The 22,053-nt window shown below is 71.9% G+C and carries 21 protein-coding genes and 2 tRNA genes; 9 read left to right on the top strand and 14 right to left on the bottom strand.

The features are described 5' to 3' along the window. Positions 1-76: 76 nt before the first annotated feature. Together prfB and EKG83_RS05025 are read right to left on the bottom strand one after the other, a co-directional pair. The gene (gene prfB, locus EKG83_RS05030; RefSeq protein WP_033430081.1) at positions 77-1,177 is read right to left on the bottom strand and encodes a peptide chain release factor 2; all 1,101 of its coding nucleotides are present in this window, start codon (positions 1,175-1,177) and stop codon (positions 77-79) included. Between the two features lie 51 nt (positions 1,178-1,228). Beyond that, entirely contained in the window at positions 1,229-1,729 is a 501-nt protein-coding gene (locus EKG83_RS05025; protein WP_033430082.1) for a PadR family transcriptional regulator, read from the bottom strand. A 378-nt stretch (positions 1,730-2,107) separates the two neighbouring features. On the opposite strand from EKG83_RS05025, the gene EKG83_RS05020 reads away from it, so the two are divergent. Further along, the gene (locus EKG83_RS05020) at positions 2,108-2,305 is read left to right on the top strand and encodes a hypothetical protein (protein ID WP_033430083.1); all 198 of its coding nucleotides are present in this window, start codon (positions 2,108-2,110) and stop codon (positions 2,303-2,305) included. Between the two features lie 43 nt (positions 2,306-2,348). Here the strand turns inward: EKG83_RS05020 and EKG83_RS05015 are convergent. The 3 genes from EKG83_RS05015 to EKG83_RS05005 all read right to left on the bottom strand — a co-directional run bounded on the left by EKG83_RS05015 (position 2,349) and on the right by EKG83_RS05005 (position 5,805). Then, positions 2,349-2,422, bottom strand: a tRNA-Met gene (locus EKG83_RS05015). A gap of 247 nt (positions 2,423-2,669) precedes the next feature. Next, positions 2,670-2,743: transfer RNA gene (locus EKG83_RS05010), tRNA-Met, on the bottom strand. 95 nt (positions 2,744-2,838) lie between these two features. Next, a complete protein-coding gene (locus tag EKG83_RS05005) occupies positions 2,839-5,805 on the bottom strand; it encodes a UPF0182 family protein (RefSeq protein ID WP_033430143.1) in 2,967 nt (988 codons plus the stop codon). Between the two features lie 130 nt (positions 5,806-5,935). On the opposite strand from EKG83_RS05005, the gene EKG83_RS05000 reads away from it, so the two are divergent. Next, positions 5,936-6,478, top strand: a complete 543-nt coding sequence (locus tag EKG83_RS05000; RefSeq protein ID WP_033430084.1) for a PPA1309 family protein — start codon at positions 5,936-5,938, stop codon at positions 6,476-6,478. Here the strand turns inward: EKG83_RS05000 and EKG83_RS04995 are convergent. Beyond that, a complete protein-coding gene (locus EKG83_RS04995; RefSeq protein WP_033430085.1) occupies positions 6,475-7,470 on the bottom strand; it encodes a YlbL family protein in 996 nt (331 codons plus the stop codon). The genes EKG83_RS05000 and EKG83_RS04995 overlap by 4 nt on opposite strands. Before the next feature lie 169 nt (positions 7,471-7,639). Here EKG83_RS04995 and EKG83_RS04990 point away from each other — a divergent pair, with 169 nt between their 5' ends. Beyond that, complete coding sequence (locus tag EKG83_RS04990; RefSeq protein ID WP_033430086.1) at positions 7,640-8,941, top strand: zinc-dependent metalloprotease; 1,302 nt, start codon at positions 7,640-7,642, stop codon at positions 8,939-8,941. 176 nt (positions 8,942-9,117) lie between these two features. Here EKG83_RS04990 and EKG83_RS04985 read toward each other — a convergent pair whose 3' ends face one another. Then, positions 9,118-9,645 carry a M48 metallopeptidase family protein gene (locus tag EKG83_RS04985; protein WP_033430144.1) on the bottom strand — a complete coding sequence of 176 codons (528 nt, stop codon included), beginning with the start codon at positions 9,643-9,645 and terminating at the stop codon, positions 9,118-9,120. A 205-nt stretch (positions 9,646-9,850) separates the two neighbouring features. Between EKG83_RS04985 and EKG83_RS46730 the strand changes: the two genes are divergently transcribed. The 4 genes from EKG83_RS46730 (at position 9,851) to EKG83_RS04970 (ending at position 13,200) form a co-directional block, all read left to right on the top strand. Continuing rightward, entirely contained in the window at positions 9,851-10,006 is a 156-nt protein-coding gene (locus tag EKG83_RS46730) for a DUF5679 domain-containing protein (RefSeq protein WP_170191807.1), read from the top strand. Between the two features lie 148 nt (positions 10,007-10,154). After that, positions 10,155-11,165, top strand: a complete 1,011-nt coding sequence (locus tag EKG83_RS04980; RefSeq protein ID WP_033430087.1) for a ThiF family adenylyltransferase — start codon at positions 10,155-10,157, stop codon at positions 11,163-11,165. A gap of 86 nt (positions 11,166-11,251) precedes the next feature. Next, on the top strand, positions 11,252-12,562 hold the full coding sequence (locus EKG83_RS04975; protein ID WP_033430088.1) for an ABC1 kinase family protein: 1,311 nt from the start codon (positions 11,252-11,254) through the stop codon (positions 12,560-12,562). Positions 12,563-12,642: 80 nt separating this feature from the next. Beyond that, complete coding sequence (locus tag EKG83_RS04970; RefSeq protein WP_051765364.1) at positions 12,643-13,200, top strand: hypothetical protein; 558 nt, start codon at positions 12,643-12,645, stop codon at positions 13,198-13,200. A gap of 438 nt (positions 13,201-13,638) precedes the next feature. Here EKG83_RS04970 and EKG83_RS04965 read toward each other — a convergent pair whose 3' ends face one another. The 6 genes from EKG83_RS04965 to EKG83_RS04940 all read right to left on the bottom strand — a co-directional run bounded on the left by EKG83_RS04965 (position 13,639) and on the right by EKG83_RS04940 (position 18,910). Continuing rightward, positions 13,639-13,827: a hypothetical protein gene (locus EKG83_RS04965; protein ID WP_033430089.1), complete on the bottom strand. Its 189-nt coding sequence runs from the start codon at positions 13,825-13,827 to the stop codon at positions 13,639-13,641. Beyond that, positions 13,824-14,735 (bottom strand): class I SAM-dependent methyltransferase, encoded by a 912-nt coding sequence (locus tag EKG83_RS04960; RefSeq protein WP_033430090.1) that lies wholly within the window; start codon positions 14,733-14,735, stop codon positions 13,824-13,826. Before EKG83_RS04960 ends, EKG83_RS04965 begins: the two co-directional genes overlap by 4 nt. Positions 14,736-15,181: 446 nt before the next feature. After that, positions 15,182-15,406 (bottom strand): hypothetical protein, encoded by a 225-nt coding sequence (locus tag EKG83_RS04955; RefSeq protein WP_033430091.1) that lies wholly within the window; start codon positions 15,404-15,406, stop codon positions 15,182-15,184. Beyond that, positions 15,403-15,801 carry a WhiB family transcriptional regulator gene (locus EKG83_RS04950; protein WP_033430146.1) on the bottom strand — a complete coding sequence of 133 codons (399 nt, stop codon included), beginning with the start codon at positions 15,799-15,801 and terminating at the stop codon, positions 15,403-15,405. Before EKG83_RS04950 ends, EKG83_RS04955 begins: the two co-directional genes overlap by 4 nt. A gap of 127 nt (positions 15,802-15,928) precedes the next feature. After that, positions 15,929-16,150 (bottom strand): hypothetical protein, encoded by a 222-nt coding sequence (locus EKG83_RS04945; protein WP_033430092.1) that lies wholly within the window; start codon positions 16,148-16,150, stop codon positions 15,929-15,931. 687 nt (positions 16,151-16,837) lie between these two features. Continuing rightward, entirely contained in the window at positions 16,838-18,910 is a 2,073-nt protein-coding gene (locus EKG83_RS04940) for an ATP-dependent DNA helicase UvrD2 (protein WP_033430093.1), read from the bottom strand. Between the two features lie 63 nt (positions 18,911-18,973). Between EKG83_RS04940 and EKG83_RS04935 the strand changes: the two genes are divergently transcribed. Further along, entirely contained in the window at positions 18,974-19,714 is a 741-nt protein-coding gene (locus tag EKG83_RS04935; protein ID WP_033430147.1) for a DUF4191 domain-containing protein, read from the top strand. Positions 19,715-19,941: 227 nt separating this feature from the next. Here EKG83_RS04935 and EKG83_RS04930 read toward each other — a convergent pair whose 3' ends face one another. Continuing rightward, positions 19,942-20,400, bottom strand: coding sequence for an RDD family protein (locus EKG83_RS04930; protein WP_033430094.1), 459 nt, complete (start codon positions 20,398-20,400; stop codon positions 19,942-19,944). Positions 20,401-20,594: 194 nt separating this feature from the next. On the opposite strand from EKG83_RS04930, the gene glnA reads away from it, so the two are divergent. Continuing rightward, on the top strand, positions 20,595-22,019 hold the full coding sequence (glnA, locus tag EKG83_RS04925) for a type I glutamate--ammonia ligase (protein WP_033430095.1): 1,425 nt from the start codon (positions 20,595-20,597) through the stop codon (positions 22,017-22,019). Positions 22,020-22,053 lie beyond the last annotated feature (34 nt).

The following is a 22,053-nucleotide window of genomic DNA, read 5'->3' as shown; positions in this document are numbered from 1 at the left end:
GCGCGAGTCTACTCACCGCCGGGGTAAAGCCCCCGTCTCGCCCAAGTGGGGCAGCGCCGGACGGGGGCTTGACCGATCAGGACTGCTGCTGCTTGCGCCAGCGGATGCCGGCCTCCAGGAAGTCGTCGATCTCGCCGTCGAGCACCGCGGACGGGTTGCCGACCTCGTGCTCGGTGCGCAGGTCCTTGACCATCTGGTAGGGGTGCAGCACGTAGGAGCGCATCTGGTTGCCCCAGCTGGACCCGCTGTCCTTGAGGGCGTCCATCTTCGCCTGCTCCTCCTGGCGCTGGCGCTCCAGCAGCTTGGCCTGGAGCACGGCCATGGCGGTGGCCCGGTTCTGCAGCTGCGACCGCTCGTTCTGGCAGGAGACCACGATGCCGGTCGGGAGGTGGGTGATGCGCACCGCCGAGTCGGTGGTGTTCACGCCCTGGCCGCCCGGGCCGGACGAGCGGTACACGTCGACCCGCAGCTCCTTCTCGTCGATGTCGACGTGGTCGGACTGCTCGACCACGGGCACCACCTCGACGCCCGCGAACGACGTCTGCCGGCGGCCCTGGTTGTCGAACGGCGAGATGCGCACCAGGCGGTGCGTGCCCTGCTCGACGCTGAGCGTGCCGTAGGCGTAGGGGGCGGTGATGCGGAACGTGGCGGACTTGATGCCCGCCTCCTCCGCGTAGGAGGTGTCGAACACGTCGATGCCGTAGCCGTGGCGCTCGGCCCACCGCGAGTACATGCGCAGCAGCATCTCGGCGAAGTCGGCCGCGTCCACGCCGCCCGCCTCGGCCCGGATGGTGACCAGGGCGTTGCGCTCGTCGTACTCCCCGGACAGCAGCGTGCGGACCTCCAGCGAGGAGATCTCGTCGCGCAGCTTCGACCGCTCGGCGTCGGCCTCGGCCAGGCTGCCCGCGTCGCCCTCGTCCTCGGCCAGCTCGTAGAGCACGCCGAGGTCGTCCAGCCGGTCGCGCAGGCCGGTGACGTGGCGCAGCTCACTCTGCTTGTGGGAGAGCTGGCTGGTGACGCGCTGCGCCTTCTCCTGGTCCTCCCAGAGGTCGGGCCGGGCCGCCTGCTGCTCCAGCTCGGCGACCTGCGCGCGCAGCGAATCGAGGTCCATCACCGCCTCGATGCTCGCGAGCGTGGCGGAGAGGTCCTTGATGTCTGCTTCGACGTCGGGGTTCACGGCAGAAGATTACGCCAGGACCGGCCGCGGAGTGCGACCGGTCGACGCGCTTCAGCCGTGCGGGATGGCGTCGAGCAGCTTGAGCACGGCCTTGGCGTGGGCCAGGCCGAACTCCGCCACCGCCTTCGAGTAGGCGTCCTCGGCGGTCTTGACGGCGGCGCGGGCGGCGTCCTGCTCGGCGCTGTAGGTGGCGCGCGCCGAGTCGATCAGGTTCTGCCGCTGCTTGGGCGTCAGCGAGCCCGCGTGCACCAGCCGCAGGATCAGCGGGCTGCGCAGGTGGTCCGGGCCGGGCTCGGAGAGCAGCCAGTTCTTGAACGCCTTCTTGCCCGCCGCGGTGAGGACGTACTGCTGGCTGGAGCGCGGGCCCTGCTTGCCGAGGCGCAGCAGGCCGGCGTCCGCCAGCGCGGGGAGCTCGCGGTAGACCTGGCTGCGGGTGACGCTGAAGAACGCACCGAAGCGCTCCCCGGCCTCAGCCACCAGCTGTCCACCGGTCTTGGGTCCGTCGTGCAGCAGCCCGAGCAGGGCGGCCGCGGTCGCATTCAGGTCCGACACACCACCAACGGTGCCACGCCCCGCGACCGCTGTCCACAATGGTCAGCCGTTCCGTCCACAGTGGCTGATCACGGCCTAGCGGAGTTGGGCCAAGCGGAGCAACGGGAAGCTCCGCTGCGTAACCGCACCGACGGGGACCGCCACGCGTTCGGCCGCTTGACCCCACGTGTCCACCTGAAGTGGAAATCATTGGCGGGCAAGGGAAACCGCACTATTGCGTTCACCCTAACGGCAGCCGGGCATCACCCCCCGCAGCCACCGGGCCGGACTCCGAAGGTCCCCGATAGCACAACCCGGTGATGTTCGACGTCTGATGTGGCAAACACGCCCAGTGGTGAGACCATTACCACGGGTGTTCGTTTCCCTGGGAGGTCGACTGTGGGCATCAAATGGACAACGGGGACCAAGGTCGTGCGCAACGCCCGCGCGTGGGCGAGCGGCACCATCCCCGCGCAGGCGGGCAAGGACGAGTGCATGGTGTGCGGCAAGCAGATCCGCCGGCACCGCACCGTCAGCGGCGAGGGCCGGGTGTGCTCACTGACCTGCGCGCAGTACTGGGCCGAGAACATGACCTGAAAGCAAAGGCCCCCTCTCACCAGGAGAGGGGGCCTCACTTCAGTAGCGGGGACAGGATTTGAACCTGCGACCTCTGGGTTATGAGCCCAGCGAGCTACCGAGCTGCTCCACCCCGCGTCGACATGTAGAACTATACACCCCTCCAGAACCCCTTTTCACCGGCCCCCCCAAACTCACATTTCCCCAGCTCACAGCCCATGCCAACCCCACCCGGCCCAGTTCCCCCACCACCACCGGTCCGGCACACAGCCGGGGGGTGCAGGGGGGCGAAGCCCCTCCTGCCCGGGGTCCGGGGGTTGGACCCCCGGTGAAATGCGAAAAAGTCCTGTCTGCGCTCTGTGCAGACAGGACTTTCCCAACTTTGTAGCGGGGACAGGATTTGAACCTGCGACCTCTGGGTTATGAGCCCAGCGAGCTACCGAGCTGCTCCACCCCGCGTCGGTAATCAGTACTCTACGCGCTGGTTGCGACCGAATGCAAATCGGGTGGCCCCGGTGTGTCCGGGACCACCCGATTCAGCGACTCCCCGCAGGTCAGCCGGTCGGCGTGGGCGAGGTCTGCGGTGCCGACGGCGGCGTCGACGTCGAGTCGGCCGCCTCGTACCTCTTCAGCGCCTTGTCCAGGGCGTCGTAGGCGTTGCCCAGCTCGGCGAAGTTGCCACTGGCCTGCGCCGCCTTCACCCGGTCGATCGCGGTCCGGATGTCCCGCGCGGCCTGGTCGCGCTCGGACAGCTGCCCGTCACCGCCGGGTGGCGCGGTCTGCGTCGTGGACGGGTTGGTCGACGTGCTCGTCGGCGGCTGCTGGCCGTTGCCCGGGTCGGGCACCTGGGCCGAGGCCCCGGAGAGCACCTGCTCCAGCGCCTCGCTCAGCGTCGGTGCGTAGCCCACCTTGTCACCGAAGCTGACCAGCACCTTGTAGAGCTGCGGGAACTGGGTGTTCTGGCTGGTCCGCTCGATGTAGACCGGTTCGACGTAGAGCAGGCCGCCGCCCACCGGGAGGGTGAGCAGGTTGCCGTAGACGACCTTGGTCTGCCGCTGGGCCAGCACGTTCAGCTCGCCGCTGACCTCACCGGAGGTCAGGAACTGGGTCTGGATCTGCTGCGGGCCCTTGGCCTCGTTGTTCAGCGTCAGGACGCTGATCTTGCCGTAGTTGTCCGGATCGGATCTGACCGTCACGTAGGACGCCATGAACTCGCGGTTGAGCCGCACCAGCGCGCTGGTCAGCTGGAAGCTGACCTTGTTCGGGTCACCGGTGGGGTCGCCCGCCAGCACGTAGAACGGCGGCTGCTGGTCGCGCTGCTGGGCGCCCTGCTGCTGCTGGGCCTCGGCGGTGGTGACGTTGTCGACCGTCGGGTCCGAGGGCACCGACCAGAACGAGACGCCGGAGTAGAAGTCCCGCGGGTTGTCCACGTGGTACTCCGACAGCATCCGGCGCTGGACCTTGAACAGGTCCTCCGGGTAGCGCAGGTGCTCGCGCAGCGACGGCGACATGTCGGAGCTGGGCTTCACCGTGCCCGGGAAGACGCCCTGCCACGCCTTGAGCACCGGGTCTTCCTGGTCCATCGCGTAGAGCGTCACCGTGCCGTCGTAGGCGTCCACAGTGGCCTTGACCGAGTTCCGGATGTAGCTGATCTCCCGGTTCGGCAGCTGCGCGACGCCCGGCAGCGAGTCGTTGGTGGCGTCGCCCAGCGGGGTGCGCCGCGCGTACGGGAAGTTCTCCAGCGTGGTGTAGCCGTCGACGATCCAGGTGATGCGGCCGTCGACCACCGCCGGGTACGGGTCGCCGTCCACGGTCAGCCACGGCGCGACGTTCTCCACGCGCTCGCGCGGGTTGCGGTTGAAGATGATCCGCGAGTCGTCGCCGATGGCCGAGTTGAACAGGATGTTCCGCTGGCTGTAGTAGGCGGCGAAGACCAGCTTGTTGAACAGCCCGCCGATGCGGACGCCGCCCTTGCCGTCGTAGGTGTAGGACGAGCGGTCGGTGTCGTACTCGCCGGGCGCGTCCTCACCGCGGCCGCCCACGATGGCGTAGTCGCCGGGCTGGCCCATCTCGCCGAAGTAGGTCCGCGGCTGCTGCACGCCGAACGGGCTGGGCTTGACCTGGCCGTCCGGGCCGACCTCGGCCACGTCGAACACCGGGTAGCCGCCGTTGCCGCCCTCGTCGGCGGGCGAGTTGACCCTGCTGGCCTCGGCGAACACCATGCCGTTGCCGTGGGTGTAGATCAGGTGCTGGTTGATCCAGTCGCGCTGGCCCTGCGGGATGCCGCCGGTGTTGAGCTCGCGGACCGCCACGATGTAGTCCTGCAGCTGCCCGTCCACTGTGTACCGGTCGACGTCCAGCTTCTCCGGGAACGAGTAGAACGGCCGCAGCTGCTGGAACTGGGTGAACGTCTCCGAGATGACCGCCGGGTCGAGCAGCCGGACGTTGCCCAGCGTCGCCTGGTCGTTCTTCAGCTCCTCCAGCGAGACGTTCTGCTTGCCGGCGTACGGCTGGGTCTCGACCTTGTCGTCGGTCAGCCCGTACGCCTGCCTGGTCGCGGTGATGCTGCGGCTGATCGACTCGGCTTCCTTCTCGATGGCGTTCGGCCGGACCGAGAACTGCTCCAGCACCGCGGGCCACGCCGCGCCGACCAGGATGCTCGACAGCACCAGCAGCACGGTCGCGATCGCGGGCAGCTGCAGGTTGCGCAGCACCGCGCCGGCGAAGAACGCCACCGCGCAGAAGACCGCGATGAACAGCAGGATCAGCTTGGCCGGCAGCACCGCGTTGAGGTCGGTGTAGCTGGCGCCGTCGAACTTGCTGTTCCGGTCGGAGAACAGCAGCTGGTAGCGGTCGAGGAAGTAGGCCACCGCCTTGAGCAGCACGAACACGCCGGCCACGATCGCCAGGTGGGTCCGCGCCGGGCCGGACAGCTGCCCGCCGCGCCCGGCCAGCCGGATGCCGCCGAACAGGTAGTGGGCGACCACGGCGCCGATGAAGGACACCGCGGTGGCGATGAACAGCCACGACAGCAGCCAGGTGTAGAACGGCAGCTGGAAGGCGTAGAAGCCGATGTCGTGCCCGAACTCGGGGTCCTGGACCCCGAACGGGGTGCTGTTGAGGAACAGCTGGAACTGCTGCCAGTTGCCCTCGGCCGAGGCGCCCGCGACCAGGCCGATCAGCACGGGCAGGCCGATGGCGAACAGGCGCATCCGGCGGGCGACGACCGCCCGGTAGCGGGCCACCGGGTCGTCCGGCCCGGAGACCGGCACGAAGACCGGCCTGGTCCGGTAGGCGATGATCAGGTTGATCGCGACGAGGCCGCCCACCAGCAGGCCCACGGCGAGGAACAACCCGACGCGGGTCGCGAGCATCGTGCCGTAGACGCTGCGGAAGCCGACCTCGCCGAACCAGAGCCAGTTGACGTAGGTGCCGAGCAGTCTGGAACCGGTGAAGAGACCGACCAGGACCACCGCACCGACGATGAGCAGAATCCGGCTGCGACGGGACAGCCTGGGCAGTCCGACCGGGGGCCGTGTGGCCACGGGGCACGCTCCTGGATCGCGGTAGTGGCGTTCGTACGTTCTGTCCAACTCTACGGAGGTCGCTCGGGGTTCCCCGTTCGGTTGGCCGTTTCGGGTGGATGCGACCATGGCGCGCGTGTCAGCCGAGGAAATGCCGCCCGTGGCGCTGCCCGCCGTCGCGCGCGAGGTAGATGAGTTCGTGTCCGCCGCCGGGTGGAACCAGCCGCCCCAGCTGTTCGCGCTGGTCCCGACCGCGCAGCTGCTCGCCCAGCAGCCGGAGCTCGCCGGTCAGCTCGACCCCGAGGCGTCGCCGCTGACCCCGATCGCGCAGGACGAGCTGCCCGACTCCGAGCTGGACCGGGCGCTGGCCGGGATCGTGTGGCCGGAGGCGGTGCACGGGTGCGCGCTGGCCCAGGAGATCGTGGTGCTGCCGCCCGAGGCCGAGGCCAGGCTCACCGAGGAGGACCTGGACGACGACGCGGCCCGCAGGTTCGCCGCCGAGCACCCCGACCGGCGGGAGGCGCGGCTGGTGGCGGCGGTGCTGCGGGACGGCTCGGCGGCGTGCGTGCTGCGGCTGCGGGGCACGGTGGAGGTGCCCGAGGAGGTCGTGGAGCACCCCGAGCTGGCACCCAACCTGACGAACGCGCTGCTGGAGACGCTCAAGCCCTAGCAGGCCGGCGCGTCGCCGCCCTTGTTCAGGCTCTCGAGGGAGCTCACGGCGTCGGCCAGGGTCTCGACCCTGACCAGCCGCAGCCCCTCGGGCGCCTGCTGCCTGGCCTCGTCGCAGTTGCCGGCGGGCACGAGGAACACGGTGGCGCCGCCCTCGCGCGCGGCGACCATCTTGAACCCGATGCCGCCGATGCGGCCGACCTCGCCCTTGTCGTTGATCTCGCCGGTGCCCGCGACGGACTGGCCGCCGTTGAGCTCGCCGGGGGTGAGCTTGTCGACGATGGCCAGGGCGAACAGCAGGCCCGCGGACGGGCCGCCGACGTCGGTCAGGCCGATCTTGATCTCGAACGGCACGTCGGCGCGGTCCAGCGGCAGCACGCCGAGGAAGCCGGTCTCGCGGCCGGGGGTGGTGCCGAGGGTGACCGTGGCGGTCTTGCGCTGCCCCTCGTGCTCGAAGGTCAGCGCGATCCGGTCGCCGGGCTTGGTGGCCTCCAGCGCGGGCCGGACGTCGTCGGCGGTGGCGACCTGCCTGCCGTTGACCTCCAGCAGCCGGTCGTTGGGCGCCAGCACGCCGTCGGCGGCGCTGTCGTCGGTGACCTCGGCGGCGACCACCTTGACCGGGTAGTCGAGGAAGCGCAGGGCGGCGACCTCGGCGCTGGTCTGCGAGTCCTGGAACGCCTTGACGTTCTGGTCGCGCACCTGGTCCTCGGACTCGCCGGGCCGGAAGAACTCCTCGCGCGGCGCGAGCGCGTAGCGGCCGCTGACCCACAGGCCGAGCGCGCCGAACAGCGAGACGTCGTCGGTCAGCGAGACCGTGGTCATGGTGAGCCGGCCGCCGGTCGGGAAGGTCTCCTGCCCGTCGACCGACACCACGTCGGCGCCGTTGACCTGGCCGAGGGTGTCGTAGGTCGGGCCGGGTCCCAGGGCCACGTACGGCACCCGCGCGAACCCGCCGAGCAGGCCCAGCGCGAGGACCAGGAAGAGGCTGACCACGAGGGTCCACGTCCGCCTGGTCAGGCCGCGCCGCGGCCGGGGCGGTGGGGGGGGCCGGTGCCTGGTCCACGACGGTGCCTTCGGTCACGCCCCCCAGCCTACGACCACCCCGTCACGCCGCGAGCGAACCGGTCCCGCGCGCGACCCCCGTCCCGCGTACCGTGGTGGCATGAGTGACCTGCCCTTCGGGTTCAGCCCGCAGGACCCCGACGACCGCGGCCGCAAGCCGGAGGACCAGGGGGGCGCGAACCCCTTCGACTTCAACCAGCTCGGCGCGATGTTGAGCCAGCTCGGCGCGATGTTCAGCAACGCCGGGACGTCGTCCGGGCCGGTCAACTACGACCTCGCCAAGCAGATCGCCCTCCAGCAGCTGGCCGGCAAGGGCGCCCCGGCGACCGGTTTCGGGCCGGACCGCAACAGCGCGGTGGCCGACGCGGTGCACCTGGCGGAGATGTGGCTCGACCCGGTGACCGCGCTGCCTGCGGGCGCCCGCAAGACCGAGGGCTGGACCGCCCGGGAGTGGGTGGAGCGCACCCTGCCGACGTGGCAGCGGCTGTGCGACCCGGTGGCGCGGCGGGTGTCGGGCGCGTGGGTCGAGGCGATGCCGGCCGAGGCCAAGGAGGCCGCCGGCCCCCTGCTGTCCATGCTCGGGCAGATGGGCGGCATGGCGTTCGGCTCGCAGCTCGGCGGCGCGCTGGCCCAGCTCGGCTCGGAGGTGCTGACCTCGACCGAGGTCGGGCTGCCGCTCGGGCCGGAGGGCACGGCCGCGCTGCTGCCGGAGAACATCGACAGGTTCACCGAGGGCCTGGAGCGGCCCGCCAGCGAGGTGCTGGTGTTCCTGGCCGCGCGCGAGGCCGCGCACCAGCGGCTGTTCAGCCACGTGCCGTGGCTGCGGCAGCGGCTGCTGGACACCGTGGAGGAGTTCGCGCGCGGCATCAAGGTCGACACCTCGGCGCTGGAGCAGCTGGCCGGCCAGGTCGACCCGGCCAACCCGGCGAGCATCGAGGAGGCCATGCGGTCCGGGATGCTCGAACCGCAGACCACGCCCGAGCAGCAGGCCGCGCTGACCCGGCTGGAGACGCTGCTGGCCCTGGTCGAGGGCTGGGTGGACGTGGTGGTGAACGAGGCCGTCGGCGAGCGGCTGCCGGGCGCGGACGCGCTGCGGGAGACGCTGCGGCGGCGCCGCGCCTCGGGCGGCCCGGCCGAGCAGACCTTCGCCACCCTGGTCGGCCTGGAGATGCGCCCCCGCCGCCACCGCTCGGCCGCGGCCCTGTGGAAGCTGCTGGGCGACCAGTACGGCATCGAGCAGCGGGAGAGCGTCTGGGAGCACCCCGACCTGGTGCCCACCGCCGAGGACCTGGACGACCCGATGGAGTTCGCCGAGCGCTTCGGCCGGACCCGCCAGGCCCTGGAGGACCCCATCGCCGAACTGGAGCGCACCCTCAAGGACAAGGACTCCGACACCGACTAACCGCGAGTCCTCCACTCCGACACCGCGAGTCGACCCTTCAGACCCGTCGTGTCGAACCTCCAGGACCCCCGAGTTCCACATTCAGGACCCCTGAGTTCCACGTTCCGGACCTCCGGGCAGACGGAAGAGGCCCCCGAGTCGAGTGACTCGGGGGCCTTCGCGCGTGGGCGCCGCGGTCAGTCCTCCTCGGTGATCCCCAGGCCCGCGGCGGCCGAGATGCCCTCCAGGTACCCGACGGCCCGCTCGGTCTTCGGGTACCGGTGCACGAGCTGCCAGAAGTCCTTGCCGTGGCCGGGCACCGTCAGGTGCGCCAGCTCGTGCACCAGCACGTAGTCGAGCACCCACGCGGGCACGTCGCGCAGCCGCTCGCTGATCCGGATCGTCCCCTCGCTGGGCGTGCAGGAAGCCCACCTCGTGCGCATCGGCGGCACCCACCGCACGCTGCTCGGCCGCACGCCGTCCAGGTAGCGGTCGGCCAGTTCCTCGCACCGTTGCAGCAGCGCCGCGTCGGACGTGCGCGACGGCGAGCGCCGGCGGGTCTCACTGCGCTGCAGGCGGCTGAGCATCTCGGCCACCCAGTGCTTCTCCTCGCTCTTCGTCATGCGGGCCGGCAGCAGGACGACGACGGTGTCCCCCTCGCGGTACGCGCTCACCATGCGACGGCGCCGAGCGCTGCGCCGCACCTCCACCTGCGGTTCGGGCATGGCGTTCACGGTAAGGCCAGAGGCCGACAATTCGCGGCGGCCAAGCGGCGGCCTGTGGATGGCCGGACGATCAAGTTCCCCCGAAAGGCGGCTGGACACGTTCGACGCGGCGTGCAGCGGGCCGGCGTTCCCGGAGGTAGCGTGCTGCGCAGCCCCCGGGTGTGGCGCACGTCGCGCTCCGCCCGCCGAAACAAGGGAGGAAGCCGTGGCCGAGACCTACAACGGCTACTGCGTCAAGTGCCGTGAGAAGCGCGACTTCACGGGCGAGGTGCACGAGAGCAACAACCGCAGGATGGCCAAGGGCCAGTGCCCGGTCTGCGGGACCACGGTGACCCGGATCCTCGGCAAGGCCAAGGTCTGACCGGCGCGGGCGGCCGGGTCCCGTGGCCCGGCCGCCCGCCTGACCCGCACCGGACCGCCCGTCAAGCCCCACCGGACCGCCTGTGGACAACCCGCGGGCCTGTGGACAGGCGTTTTGCCGCTTCCGAGGCCGGCGGGACGCTGCCGGTGTGGATCTACCCAACCGACCCAGGGTCCTGCCCGGCCTGCCGCTGCTGCGCCGCCGGGAGGACGTGGTGCAGATCGGCACCGACCCCCGGCACGCGGTGCTCGTCGAGGACGTGCCCGCGCCCATGGCCTCCGCCCTGCTCGGCCTCAACGGCCAGCACACCCTCCGCGAGCTGCGCGAACGGCTCGCCCCGCACGGCGACCAGGCCACCGAGCTGCTCGGCGTCCTGCGCGGCCTGGCGCACGCCGGGCTGGTCGAGGAGTCCGTGCCCGTCCCCCACCCCCGGCTGGCCGCCGAGGTGACCTGCCGGGCGCTGCGCACCCGCCGCCCGGCGCCGCACCTGGCCTCCGCGCGTGCCGCGCGTTCGGTCTGCGTGCACGGCGAGGGGCGGCTGGCGGTGACCGTCGCCGCGCTCCTGGCGGCCGCCGGCGTGGGACACGTACGGGTGATAGCGCGTGGGCGGGTCGGCCCCGAGGACACCGGATCGGGCTACCTGGACGCGGACGTCGGCAGGCCGCGCGCGGAGGCCGCGGCGGACGCGGTGCGGCGCGCGTGCCCGGCGGTGCGACCGGTGCCGCGCGGCGCGGACCTGGTGGTGCTGGCGGACGCGCTGGTGCCCGCGCCGGAGCTGCTGCACGACCTGGTCCGCGCGGGCACCGCGCACCTGGCCGCGCGGGTCCGCGAGGGCGTCGGCGTGGTGGGCCCGCTGGTCGTGCCGGGGCGCAGCAGCTGCCTGAGGTGCGCCGACCTGCACCGGACCGACTCCGACCCGGGCTGGCCGCTGGTCGCCGCGCAGCTGGTGGACCGGCCGCAGCACGCGGACCTGGCCACGGTCACCGCCACGGCCGGTGTCGCGGTCGGCCAGGCGCTGCTCGCGCTCGACCGGGACGCCGGGGCCCGCGGCAGGCCGCCGACCTGGGACGCGACCCTGGAGGTCGACGCGTTCACCGGGGTGGTCGAGCACCGGATAGCGCCGGTGCACCCGCGCTGCGAGTGCCGTTCCGCAGGGTGACCGACCGCCGTCGGCGCTGTGTACGTTCGAGGGGTGGAGGTGTGGACCGACGCGACCGCGTGTCCGGACGGGGGGAGAATCACCGGGTGACCGATATCCCGCGCAAGGGCGTGCAGCGCACCGCCAAGCTGGCCAGCCTCCCCCTCGGGGTGGCGGGCCGGGTCGTCGGCGGTTGGGGCAAGCGCCTGGCAGGCCGCAGCTCCGAGGAGGTCAGCGCCGAGGTGTCGGCCAAGACCGCCGAGCAGCTGTTCGCGGTGCTCGGGCAGCTCAAGGGCGGCGCGATGAAGTTCGGCCAGGCCCTGAGCGTGTTCGAGGCCGCGGTGCCCGAGGAGCTGGCCGAGCCGTACCGCGAGGCGCTGACCAAGCTGCAGACGGCCGCGCCGCCGATGCCATCGCGCACGGTGCACCGGGTGCTGGCCGAGCAGCTGGGCGCGGGGTGGGCCAAGCGGTTCGCGTCCTTCGACGACGACCCGGCCGCGTCGGCCAGCATCGGCCAGGTGCACCGCGCGGTGTGGCACGACGGGCGTCACGTGGCGGTGAAGGTGCAGTACCCCGGCGCGGACGAGGCGCTGGCGTCCGACCTGAAGCAGCTGCTGCGGTTCAGCCGGGTGATCCAGGCGATGATGCCGGGCGCCGAGGTCAAGCCCCTGCTGGAGGAGCTGCGCGACCGGTACCTGGAGGAACTGGACTACCGGGACGAAGCGGACAACCAGCGCGCGTTCGCCAAGGCGTTCGCCGGTGACGGGCACGTGCTCGTGCCGCGGGTGGTGGCCAGCTCGCCGAAGGTGATGGTCACCGAGTGGACCGACGGCACGCCCCTGTCGCGGATCATCCGGGACGGCACGCGCGAGCAGCGCGACCTGGCCGGGCAGCTGCTGTCGGAGTTCCACTTCTCCGCGCCGAGCCGGTCGGGCCTGCTGCACGCCGACCCGCACCCCGGCAACTTCATGCTGGGCGACGACGGCCGGCTGCGGGTGCTGGACTTCGGCGCCGTGGCGCGGCTGCCCGACGGCCTGCCCAAGCCGCTGGGCCTGATGACCAGGCTGGCGCTGGAGCAGCGGTCGGCGGACCTGGAGGAGCTGCTGCGGGCGGAGCACTTCATCCGGCCCGGGACCGAGCTGCGCGCGGAGGACGTGCTGAGCTACCTGGGGCCGTTCGTGGAGCCGCTGCGCACCGAGACGTTCCACTTCACCCGCCGCTGGCTCCAGCAGCAGGCCGAGCGGATCGGCGACCTCCGCAGCCCCGACCTGCAGACCGGCCGCTCCCTGAACCTGCCACCCCAATACCTGCTTATCCACAGGGTCACGCTCGGCGCGACGGGCATCCTCTGCCAGCTCGACGCGAACGTGCAGGCCAGGGCCATCGTCTCCCGCTGGCAGCCGGGCTTCGCCGACTGAGCTGTCCACAGCCCACAGAGTTGTCCACAGATCACGGAACCGCCCTGGCCCGATCCCCGGCCCCCGCCGAAGATCGAAGCATGACCACCGACGTGATCAAGACCGCGGAACTCGAAGCCACCGGCGTGCCGGGGCACGTCATCGACCTGAGGTGCCGCCCCGGCGGACCGTGGCAGCGCATCCTGCCGGGCGTGCTGCTGCTCAGCGCCACCCCGCCGACCCGGGCCCAACACCTGCGCGCGGCCCTGGCCTACGCGGGTCCCGAGGCGGTGGTGACGGGCGTTGACGCGCTGCGCGCCCAGGGCCTGCCCGAGCTGCCCGCCCCACCGCTGATCCACCTGCTGCAACCCGCCACCCGCCGCCGCGCGGGCACGGCCCAGCTCCTGCTGGAACGCACCACGCGCCCACCGGGCACCACCACCCGCGACGGGCTGCGCCTGGCCGAACCGACCCGGGCGGCGCTGGACGCGGCCCGCCGCGAACCGCACCCGCTCCACCGCCACCACCTGCTGGCCTCCGCGCTGCGCGCGGGCCTGTGCACGGTCGCCGGCCTGGAGGCGGAGCTGGACGCGGGCAGCAAACGCGGCGCCGCCGCTCCCCGGGCCGCCCTGCGCACCCTGAAGTTACTGCTGCGCTAGCCGGTCAGTGCTGGGCTTGCTGGTCGGTGCTGGGCCTGCCGGTCGGTGCTGGGCTTGCTGGTCGGTGCTGGGCCTGCCGGTCGGTGCTGGGCCTGCCGGTCGGTGCTGGGCCTGCCGGTCGGTGCTGGGCCTGCCGGTCGGTGCTGGGCCTGCCGGTCGGTGCTGGGCCTGCCGGTCGGTGCCGCGCACTGCATGCGCCAGTCACCGCGCTGCCGCGGCCGCTGTTCCGCCCGCTTCCTCATCCAACCGACCCCTCATCCAACCGACCCCTCATCCAACCGACCCCTCACCCAACCGACGCGTCGCTCCACCGACCCCCGGTCCGCTGATCGCCCCTCCCCCGAGGGCCGTCCCCTGTCCAACGGACCAAAACCCCTGGTCAACGACTTTCCGTTGTCTCGCCGGCGAGACAACGGGGCCGCCCGACCGACCGGCGCCCTACAGCCAGTAGTCCGCCGGCAGCTTGCCCTCGATGTCCCGCACGTGGGCCCGCGCGCACTCGTGGCACAGCCACTGGTCGACCCCGCGCTCCCGCTGGCGCACCCAGGCCAGCGACTCGGCGGGGTCGGTGACCGACGCCCGCGTCCGCCCGCAGCGGGCGCAGGAGTCGGTCGTGGCACCGGTCACGGCCTGCGCCCGAGGTGGACGGTGCTGGCCATGAGCAGGAAGACGTCGTCGCGCAGGCCGAGGTAAGCGGGGTCCTGCGGGTCGAGGAGTCGGCGGGTGGTCCGGCGGTCGTCGGGGTGCAGCAGGTGGCCCGCGACCTCGTGGTGCCACCTGAGCCGTTCCACCGCCCAGTCGCGCACGGCCTGCTTGGCGGGCGCGGGGTGGTCGACGAGGAAGCTGAAGGCGGTGACGTCGAGCATGCCCAGCTCTGCCAGCACGGTGTTCCAGCCACCGGGCATGCGGACCGAGCCCTCGGTGTTCTCGCGCATCAACGCGAACCAGTGCGCGCGGGCAGCGGCCAACCGGTCCTGCAACCCGGGCTCACCCACCCCCAGGTCCCACGGGAGGAACTTGCCCTCAAGCCCACCCTCGGCCAACGCCAACCACCCACCGGGAGCGATCGCCTCGACCAGCCCGGCCACCGCCGCGCGCTGATCGGGGAGGTGGTGCACGACGTTGGACGCCCACACCAGCTGCACGGGTCCCGCGAGGTCGACCGGCCGCTCGGTCACGAGGTCGGCCAGCACCGGCCGCACCTTCACCGCGGCCTTGGCCGTGTCGCCCTCGTAGGCGGCAGCCGTCCGCGCGGCGGTCGTGGCGGCGTCCAGCAGCTCGGGCGTCGCGTCGACGAGCACCACCGTGCCGCCGCCGCGGGCGGACAGCGCCTCGACGAGCGCCACCGCCATCCCACCGGCCCCGCACCCGACGTCGAGCACGGTCGGGTGATCCGGCAGCGGGCGAACGATCCTGCGCGCGACCACCCGGCGCGCGTCGGCGTCGAGTTCGTCGGCCTGCCGGAGCGCGTTCAGGCGGGAAGACCAGTCGATTCCGTCGTGGGTCCGGACGTGGTGGTGAGAGTGAGCGGCCACAGGTCGCACCGTACCGACGGCGGCTCGCACCCTCCCACCGAAATGACCCGTCCACCCGACCTAAGGCCGCTCCCCGACCCGAGGCCGCCACCGGTCCGAGCCGCCCGTCAACCGACCTCGGCCTGCTTCCCGGCCCGGGCCCGCCTTCAGCCCGAGCCCGCCGGCTACCCCAAGCCGGCCAGCCAACCCGAGCCCGCCAGCCCGAGCGCACACCAGCCCAACCCCAGACCAGCCCGAGCCCGTCAGCCAGCCGGCCCGAACCGCCCTGCCAACCGACCGGAGCCTCCACCTGACCCGAGCCTGCCGCCCGACCTGGGCCTCCCGCCCGACCTGAGCCGCCTCCTCCACCGCGACCGGATCGCCCACCTCCCCCGGTGACCCGGCCGTGGATGCGACGCGGCCCGCCCACCCCGTCGTGGTGACGGGGTGGGCGGGCCGGTCTCGCATCAGATCGCGCGGGCCTTCAACACCGCCCTGCGCTGGGCCCAGCCGGCCAGTCGCCGCCACCTGCGGGCGACGACGAGGCGGTGGGCCAGCCGATGCTGTTGAGCGAATATCTCCGCTTCATGCATTCGTGATCTGGCCAGGTTTTCTTCGAGCAACATGGGGTTCCCCCGCGGGTTGAGTTCGATGAGCATCGCTTCGTCGCTGGTGGATCGGTACGTGGTCACGCGGCGGCCTCCTGGTTCTTAGCCCCCCGGACAACGGTCGCGGCAGGCGCCGCGGGAACAACGGGTGCGGCGTCCTTGCGCGGGCGCCCACGGGGGCGCTTGCGCGCGATCACCGCTCCGCGCTCGAAGATCTCGCCGCCCCAGACCCCCCAGGGCTCGTGGCGGGCGAGCGCACCGGCCAGGCACTCGGCGATGACGGGGCAGGTGGCGCAGAACTTCTTGGCCTCCTCCAACTCCGCCGGGGCGTCGGCGAACCACAGGTCCGGGTTGTTGGTGCGGCAAGGAAGGTCGAGGCCGGCGTCGGGCGCGGTGTCGATCAGCGAAGCGACACCGGCTCCGACGAGGTCGGACTCGCTGGACAGCGTCCCGGTTATCGGCACGGTCGCAGTCAACATCAGGTGGACTCCTGTCAGGTCTTGCACGGGGTTTGTCGTTCTCAAACGGGTCGAACAAACACGAAGGCCGCGGATCCGGTTACGGGTCCGCGGCCTTCGTGAGCTTCGTGGCCTGACAGTTCTGGTGTCAGGTACTTCGCTCTTGCGCGGACGGCGCAACGTTCTGAGTCGGGACAACGGTCGGGGTGGCCGGTGCCACCGCCTCGATCAGCTGAACTCGCTCGAAACCCCACGAGAGGCCCCGGCGATCGCGGGCAGACTTCTCCCCCGCGACATGAGCGGCGCCGGACAACGAGGCAACACCGGTCATCCGGTAACCGGGCGTCTTCACGCACATGGTGATCTCCACGACCGGTCACCTCCTCGGGTGTCTCGTCTCGACTGCAGCTCTTGAATCCCCAGCGGGCGCTCCGCGCCCGGCTTCAGCAGGTTATGACCCCGCGCACGACGGGTGCAACCGCTTTTTCCAAGAACCTGTCGATCGAGTGAAGTTTCTGCGTTTGCCCTGCACAGAGCGCTGCGGGCCGAACACGCAACCTGCCCGCCGGCGAGCACCCCGGCTCAACGCTGCCCACCCCGACAACCGGTTCGACACGCCCCACCCAGCACAGCCGCCCCCAGCACGACCGACGGCCTCGGCCCTCGACACGCACCCTGGCCCGACCGCGCCCCGGGCGCAACGCATTAACGGCCCGCCCCCAGCTCCTGTCGGCGGGCATCCACCCAGCTCACCGACCCCACTCGACGGCCGTGCTCGACGCAAGCCCTCGCCGCCCCGCACCCGCCAGCCCGCACTCGCCGAGCGGGCCCCGGCGACCGGAACCCCTGGCAGCCGGACCTCGGCTGCCGGACCCCGGTCCCTGGCAGCCAGCCCCCGGCAACCAGCCCCTGGCGACCGGCTCCTGAGCGAACGGACCTCTCGGCCGCCAGCTCCCTCGACGACCGGCCCCAGCCAACCGGCCCCAGCCAACCGGCCCCAGCCAACCGGCTCGGGTCAACCGGCCTGGGTCAACCGGCCTGGGTCAACCGGCCTGGGTCAACCGGAGCTGCCGCGCACGAGGGTGAGGACGTCCTCCCCGTAGCGGTCGAGCTTGGCGGCGCCGATGCCGGAGATGGAGACCAGGTCGGCGACGTCCGCCGGGCGCTGCTCGGCGATCGCCACGAGCGTCGCGTCGGTGAAGACGACGTACGCGGGCACCTTCAGCTCGCGCGCCCGGTCCGCCCGCCACGCGCGCAGCCGGGTCAGCAGCTCCTCGTCGAGGTCCGACGGGCACGAGGAGCACCGGCTCAGCTTGATCGACCGCGCGTCGACCAGCGCCGACCCGCACACGCGGCACTGCGGCTTGGGCCTGCGCTGCAGCGGCTCGCGCTTGGCGGCGACCGTGCGCGAGGCGGGGTGGTCCTCCGGGATCAGCCCGTAGAGGAACCGGCTCCGGCGCCGGTAGCGCCGACCGCCCGCGGCGCGCGCCAGCGCCCACGACAGCCACAGGTGCTCGCGGGCCCGGGTCACCCCCACGTACAGCAGCCGGCGCTCCTCCTCGACCGCCGCGTCGTCGCCGTCCGCGTGCTGGATCGGCAGGGTGCCCTCGACCAGCCCGACCAGGAACACCGCGTCCCACTCCAGGCCCTTCGCCGCGTGCAGGGACGCGAGCGTCACGCCCTCCACGGTCGGCGGGTGCTGGGCCTCGGCGCGCATGTCCAGCTCGGCGCAGAACTTGGGCAGGTCCGCGCCCTCGACCTGGCCGACCAGCTCCTCGGCCAGCTCGACCAGCGCGAGCAGCGACTCCCACTTCTCCCTGGCCGCGCCGCCGGCGGGGGGTTCGTCGGTGAGGCCGATGCCGGTCAGCACCTCGCGGACGACCTTCGGCAGCTCCCCGGACGGCTCGTGCGCGGCCGCGGCGCGCAGGGCGACCATCGCCTGCCGCACCTCGGCGCGCTGGAAGAACCGCTCGCCCCCGCGCACCTGGTAGGGCACGCCGACCTCGGCCAGCGCCTGCTCGTAGAGCTCCGACTGGGCGTTGACCCGGTACAGGACGGCGATCTCGCTGGCCGCCACGCCGTCGTCCAGCAGCTCCTTCACCCGCCGCGCGACGGCGCCCGCCTCCAGCGACTCGTCGTCGAACTCGGTGAACGCCGGCCGCGGGCCGTCCGGGCGCTGGCCGATCAGCTTGAGCCGGGAGCCGGCGGGGCGGCCGCGCGCCCAGCTGATGACCTGGTTGGCCAGGGCGACGACCTGCGGCGTCGACCGGTAGTCGCGCTCCAGCCGCACCACGGTGGCGTGCGGGAAGCGGCGCGGGAAGTTCAGCAGCGGCACCGGCGAGGCGCCGGCGAAGGAGTAGATGGTCTGGTTGGCGTCGCCGACGACGGTCAGGTCGTCGCGCTGCCCCAGCCACGCGTCGAGCACGCGCTGCTGGAGCGGCGTGACGTCCTGGTACTCGTCGACGACGAAGCAGCGGTAGCGGTCGCGGAACTCCTCGGCGACGTCGCCGTGCTCCTCCAGCGCCGCGGCGGTGTGCAGCAGGAGGTCGTCGAAGTCGAGCAGCTGCGCCTTGTTCTTCAGCTCCTCGTAGGCCCGGTAGACCTTCACGACCTGCTCGGCGGGTGCCGGGGTGTCGCGGTTGGTGCGGCCGGCCGCGGCCGGGTAGTCCTCGGGCGCGACCAGCGACGCCTTGGCCCACTCGATCTCACCGGCGAGGTCGCGCAGCGAGTCGGACTCGGTGGACAGGCCCACCCGGTGGGCGGCCTGGGCGACCAGGCGCAGCTTGTTCCGGTCGATCAGCTGCCACGGCTCGCCGCCGACCACGCGCGGCCAGAAGTAGCGGAGCTGGCGCAGGGAGGCGGCATGGAACGTGCGGGCCTGCGCGCCGTGCACGCCGAGCGCCCGCAGCCGGGTGCGCATCTCGCCCGCCGCGCGCGCGGTGAACGTGACCGCGAGGACCTGACCGGCGGCGACGTGCCCGCGCTGGACCAGGTGGGCGATGCGGTGGGTGATGGTGCGGGTCTTGCCGGTGCCCGCGCCCGCCAGGACGCAGACCGGGCCGCGGGGTGCTTCCACGGCGGCGCGCTGTTCCGGGTCCAGTCCCTCCAGCAGCCGGTCCATGCGGTGCATCCTCGCAGAGCACTGTGCGTACTCCTGTGATGGGGCGACGCGGCGCGCCGTATCCTGGTGGGCATGGCTGGTAAGCAGGACAAGGCGGCTGCGAAGGCTGCCGCCAAGGAAGCGGCGAAGGCGCGGCGCGCGGCATCGAAGCAGCGGCGCGGCCAGATCCTCGAGGCGTTCAAGATGCAGCGCCGCGAGGACAAGGCGCTCGTGCCGTTGATGCTGTTGTGCCTGCTGGGCGCCACCGCCGCGGCGTTCCTCATCGGCCTGATCTGGGACATGCAGTGGGTGCTGCTGCCCATGGGCATCGCGGTCGGCGCGCTGCTCGCGGTGATCGTGTTCGGCCGCCGGGTGCAGCGCACGGTGTACGCGAAGGCCGACGGCCAGCCGGGTGCGGCGGCGTGGGCGCTGGACAACCTGCGCGGCCGCTGGCGCGTGACGCAGGCCGTGGCGGGCACGACCAGCGGTGACATGGTGCACCGGGTCATCGGCCGGCCGGGCGTGGTGCTGGTCGCCGAGGGCGCGGCGCACCGGGTCAAGGGCCTGCTCGCCCAGGAGAAGAAGCGGGTCGCGCGCGTGATCGGCGACACCCCGATCTACGACGTCATCGTCGGCTCGGAGGACAACCAGGTGCCGCTGCGCAAGCTGCAGGGCCACCTGATGAAGCTGCCGCGCAACATCTCGGCCGCCCAGGTCGACACCCTGGAGAACCGCCTGGCCGCCCTGGCCAGCCGCGGTGCCGCCCTGCCCAAGGGCCCGATGCCCCAGGGCGCCAAGATGCGCAACGTCCAGCGCGCCATGCGCCGCCGCTGACCCACCGGCGTGTCATGCGCTCGGGCCTCGCGCGTCATGCACCCAGCCCCCGCGAGTCGAACGTCCGGACCCGTCGTGTCGAACGTCCGGCCCCGGCGAGTTCCACGTCCAACCCGCGCGTGTCCTCCACTCGGACACCGCGTGTCCTCCACTCCAGCACCGCGTGTCCTCCACCCCGGCACCGCGAACCGCACCGAGCGGGCGCGGTGCCGGAGTGTTCCAGCAGCTCAGCGCACCCGGATGACGACGGTGCCCGCAGCCTTGTCGTGGAGCCCCCTGCCGTCGGCGTCCCAGACCACGGCCGGGATGATGGGGAAGATCAACGCGGTCCGCAGGACCGCCCGGGGCAGGCCGACGATCCCGGCGCCGTCCAGGCGCGCGACCCGGAGGCCGAAGAGCGCGTGACCAGGGGTGAAGCCGAAGAAGCCGACCGCGACGACGGTGATGGCGAACCAGGCCAGCAGACTCCAGTTGCGCGGCAGCTCGGGCATGGTGAACAGGCTCGCCACCCCGCCCGACAGGAGGAAGTCGACCAGGATCGCCAGGGCGCGCCTGCCCGTCGAGGCGACCGAGCCGGGGCCCGACCGCGGCAGTCCCAGGCGTTCGCCCTTCCACCGCTGGCCGGAGTCACCGGGCTCAAGCGCCGAACGAGGGCCAGACAACCACGAACCGGTCCACTTGCTCACCCCACCAGAGTAAGGCCGTGCTCAGCGGGTGAGGAGCACCGGTCGGGTTGCCCTGCGCGGGAGGCCCGTTAACACTGGCGAAACACCAGGGTGACTGCCGGGCAACACCGCGGTCTTAGTTTCGCCACGATGGCAGGCCGCACCACGCAGCGGCGCTCAACCACGCCCCCAGCGCAGCAGAGGAGTCGACGAGGGTGTTCAAGAATCCCGACGAGGTCCTGAAGTTCATCTCCGACGAGGGCGTGAAGTTCGTCGACGTCCGGTTCAGCGACCTGCCCGGCGTGATGCAGCACTTCACGCTCCCGGCCGCCGCGTTCGACGAGGACGCCATCAACGAGGGGCTCGCGTTCGACGGCTCGTCCGTCCGCGGCTTCCAGTCGATCCACGAGTCGGACATGCTGCTGCTGCCCGACCTGTACACGGCGCGCCTGGACCCGTTCCGCATCGAGAAGACGCTGATCGTCAACTTCTTCGTGCACGACCCGTTCACCCGTGAGGCGTACAGCCGCGACCCGCGCAACATCGCGCGCAAGGCCGAGCAGTACATCACCGAGTCGGGTATCGCGGACACCGCGTACTTCGGCGCCGAGGCGGAGTTCTACATCTTCGACTCGATCCGCTTCGACACGACCGCGAACGCGTCCTTCCACGAGATCGACTCGATCTCCGGCTGGTGGAACACCGGCCGCGAGGAAGAGGGCGGCAACCGCGGTTACAAGGTCAAGTACAAGGGCGGCTACTTCCCGGTCACGCCGACCGACCACTACGCCGACCTGCGCGACAAGATGGTGCTGAACCTGGAGGGCAACGGCTTCTCCGTGGAGCGCGCGCACCACGAGGTCGGCACCGCGGGCCAGGCCGAGATCAACTACCGGTTCAACACCCTGCTGCACGCGGCCGACGACCTGATGCTGTTCAAGTACATCATCAAGAACACCGCGTGGCAGGCCGGCAAGACCGTGACGTTCATGCCGAAGCCGCTGTTCGGCGACAACGGCTCGGGCATGCACACCCACCAGTCGCTGTGGAAGGACGGCCAGCCGCTGTTCCACGACGAGTCCGGCTACGCGGGCCTGTCCGACACGGCGCGCCACTACATCGGCGGCATCCTGCACCACGCGCCGTCGCTGCTGGCCTTCACCAACCCGACGGTGAACTCCTACCACCGCCTGGTGCCCGGCTACGAGGCCCCGGTCAGCCTGGTGTACTCGCAGCGCAACCGCTCGGCGTGCGTACGCATCCCGATCACCGGCAACAACCCGAAGGCCAAGCGCATCGAGTTCCGCTGCCCCGACTCGTCGGGCAACCCGTACCTGGCCTTCTCGGCCATGGTGATGGCGGGCCTGGACGGCGTGAAGAACAAGATCGAGCCGCCGGCCCCGATCGACAAGGACCTCTACGAGCTGCCGCCCGAGGAGGCCCGCGACGTCAAGCAGGTGCCGGCGTCCCTGGACGCGGTGCTGGACACCCTCGAAGCGGACCACGAGTACCTGCTGGAGGGCGGCGTGTTCACGCCGGACGTCATCGACACCTGGATCTCGTTCAAGCGGGAGCAGGAGATCGACCCGCTGCGGCTGCGCCCGAACCCCTACGAGTTCGCGCTCTACTACGACGTGTGATCGGCGCGGGGCTTTGACCAGCGGTTTCGTTGGT

The organism is Saccharothrix syringae, from assembly GCF_009498035.1.
In the GTDB taxonomy this organism is placed as follows: Bacteria; Actinomycetota; Actinomycetes; order Mycobacteriales; family Pseudonocardiaceae; genus Actinosynnema; species Actinosynnema syringae.
This window is presented reverse-complemented; position numbering and strand designations above follow the sequence as displayed.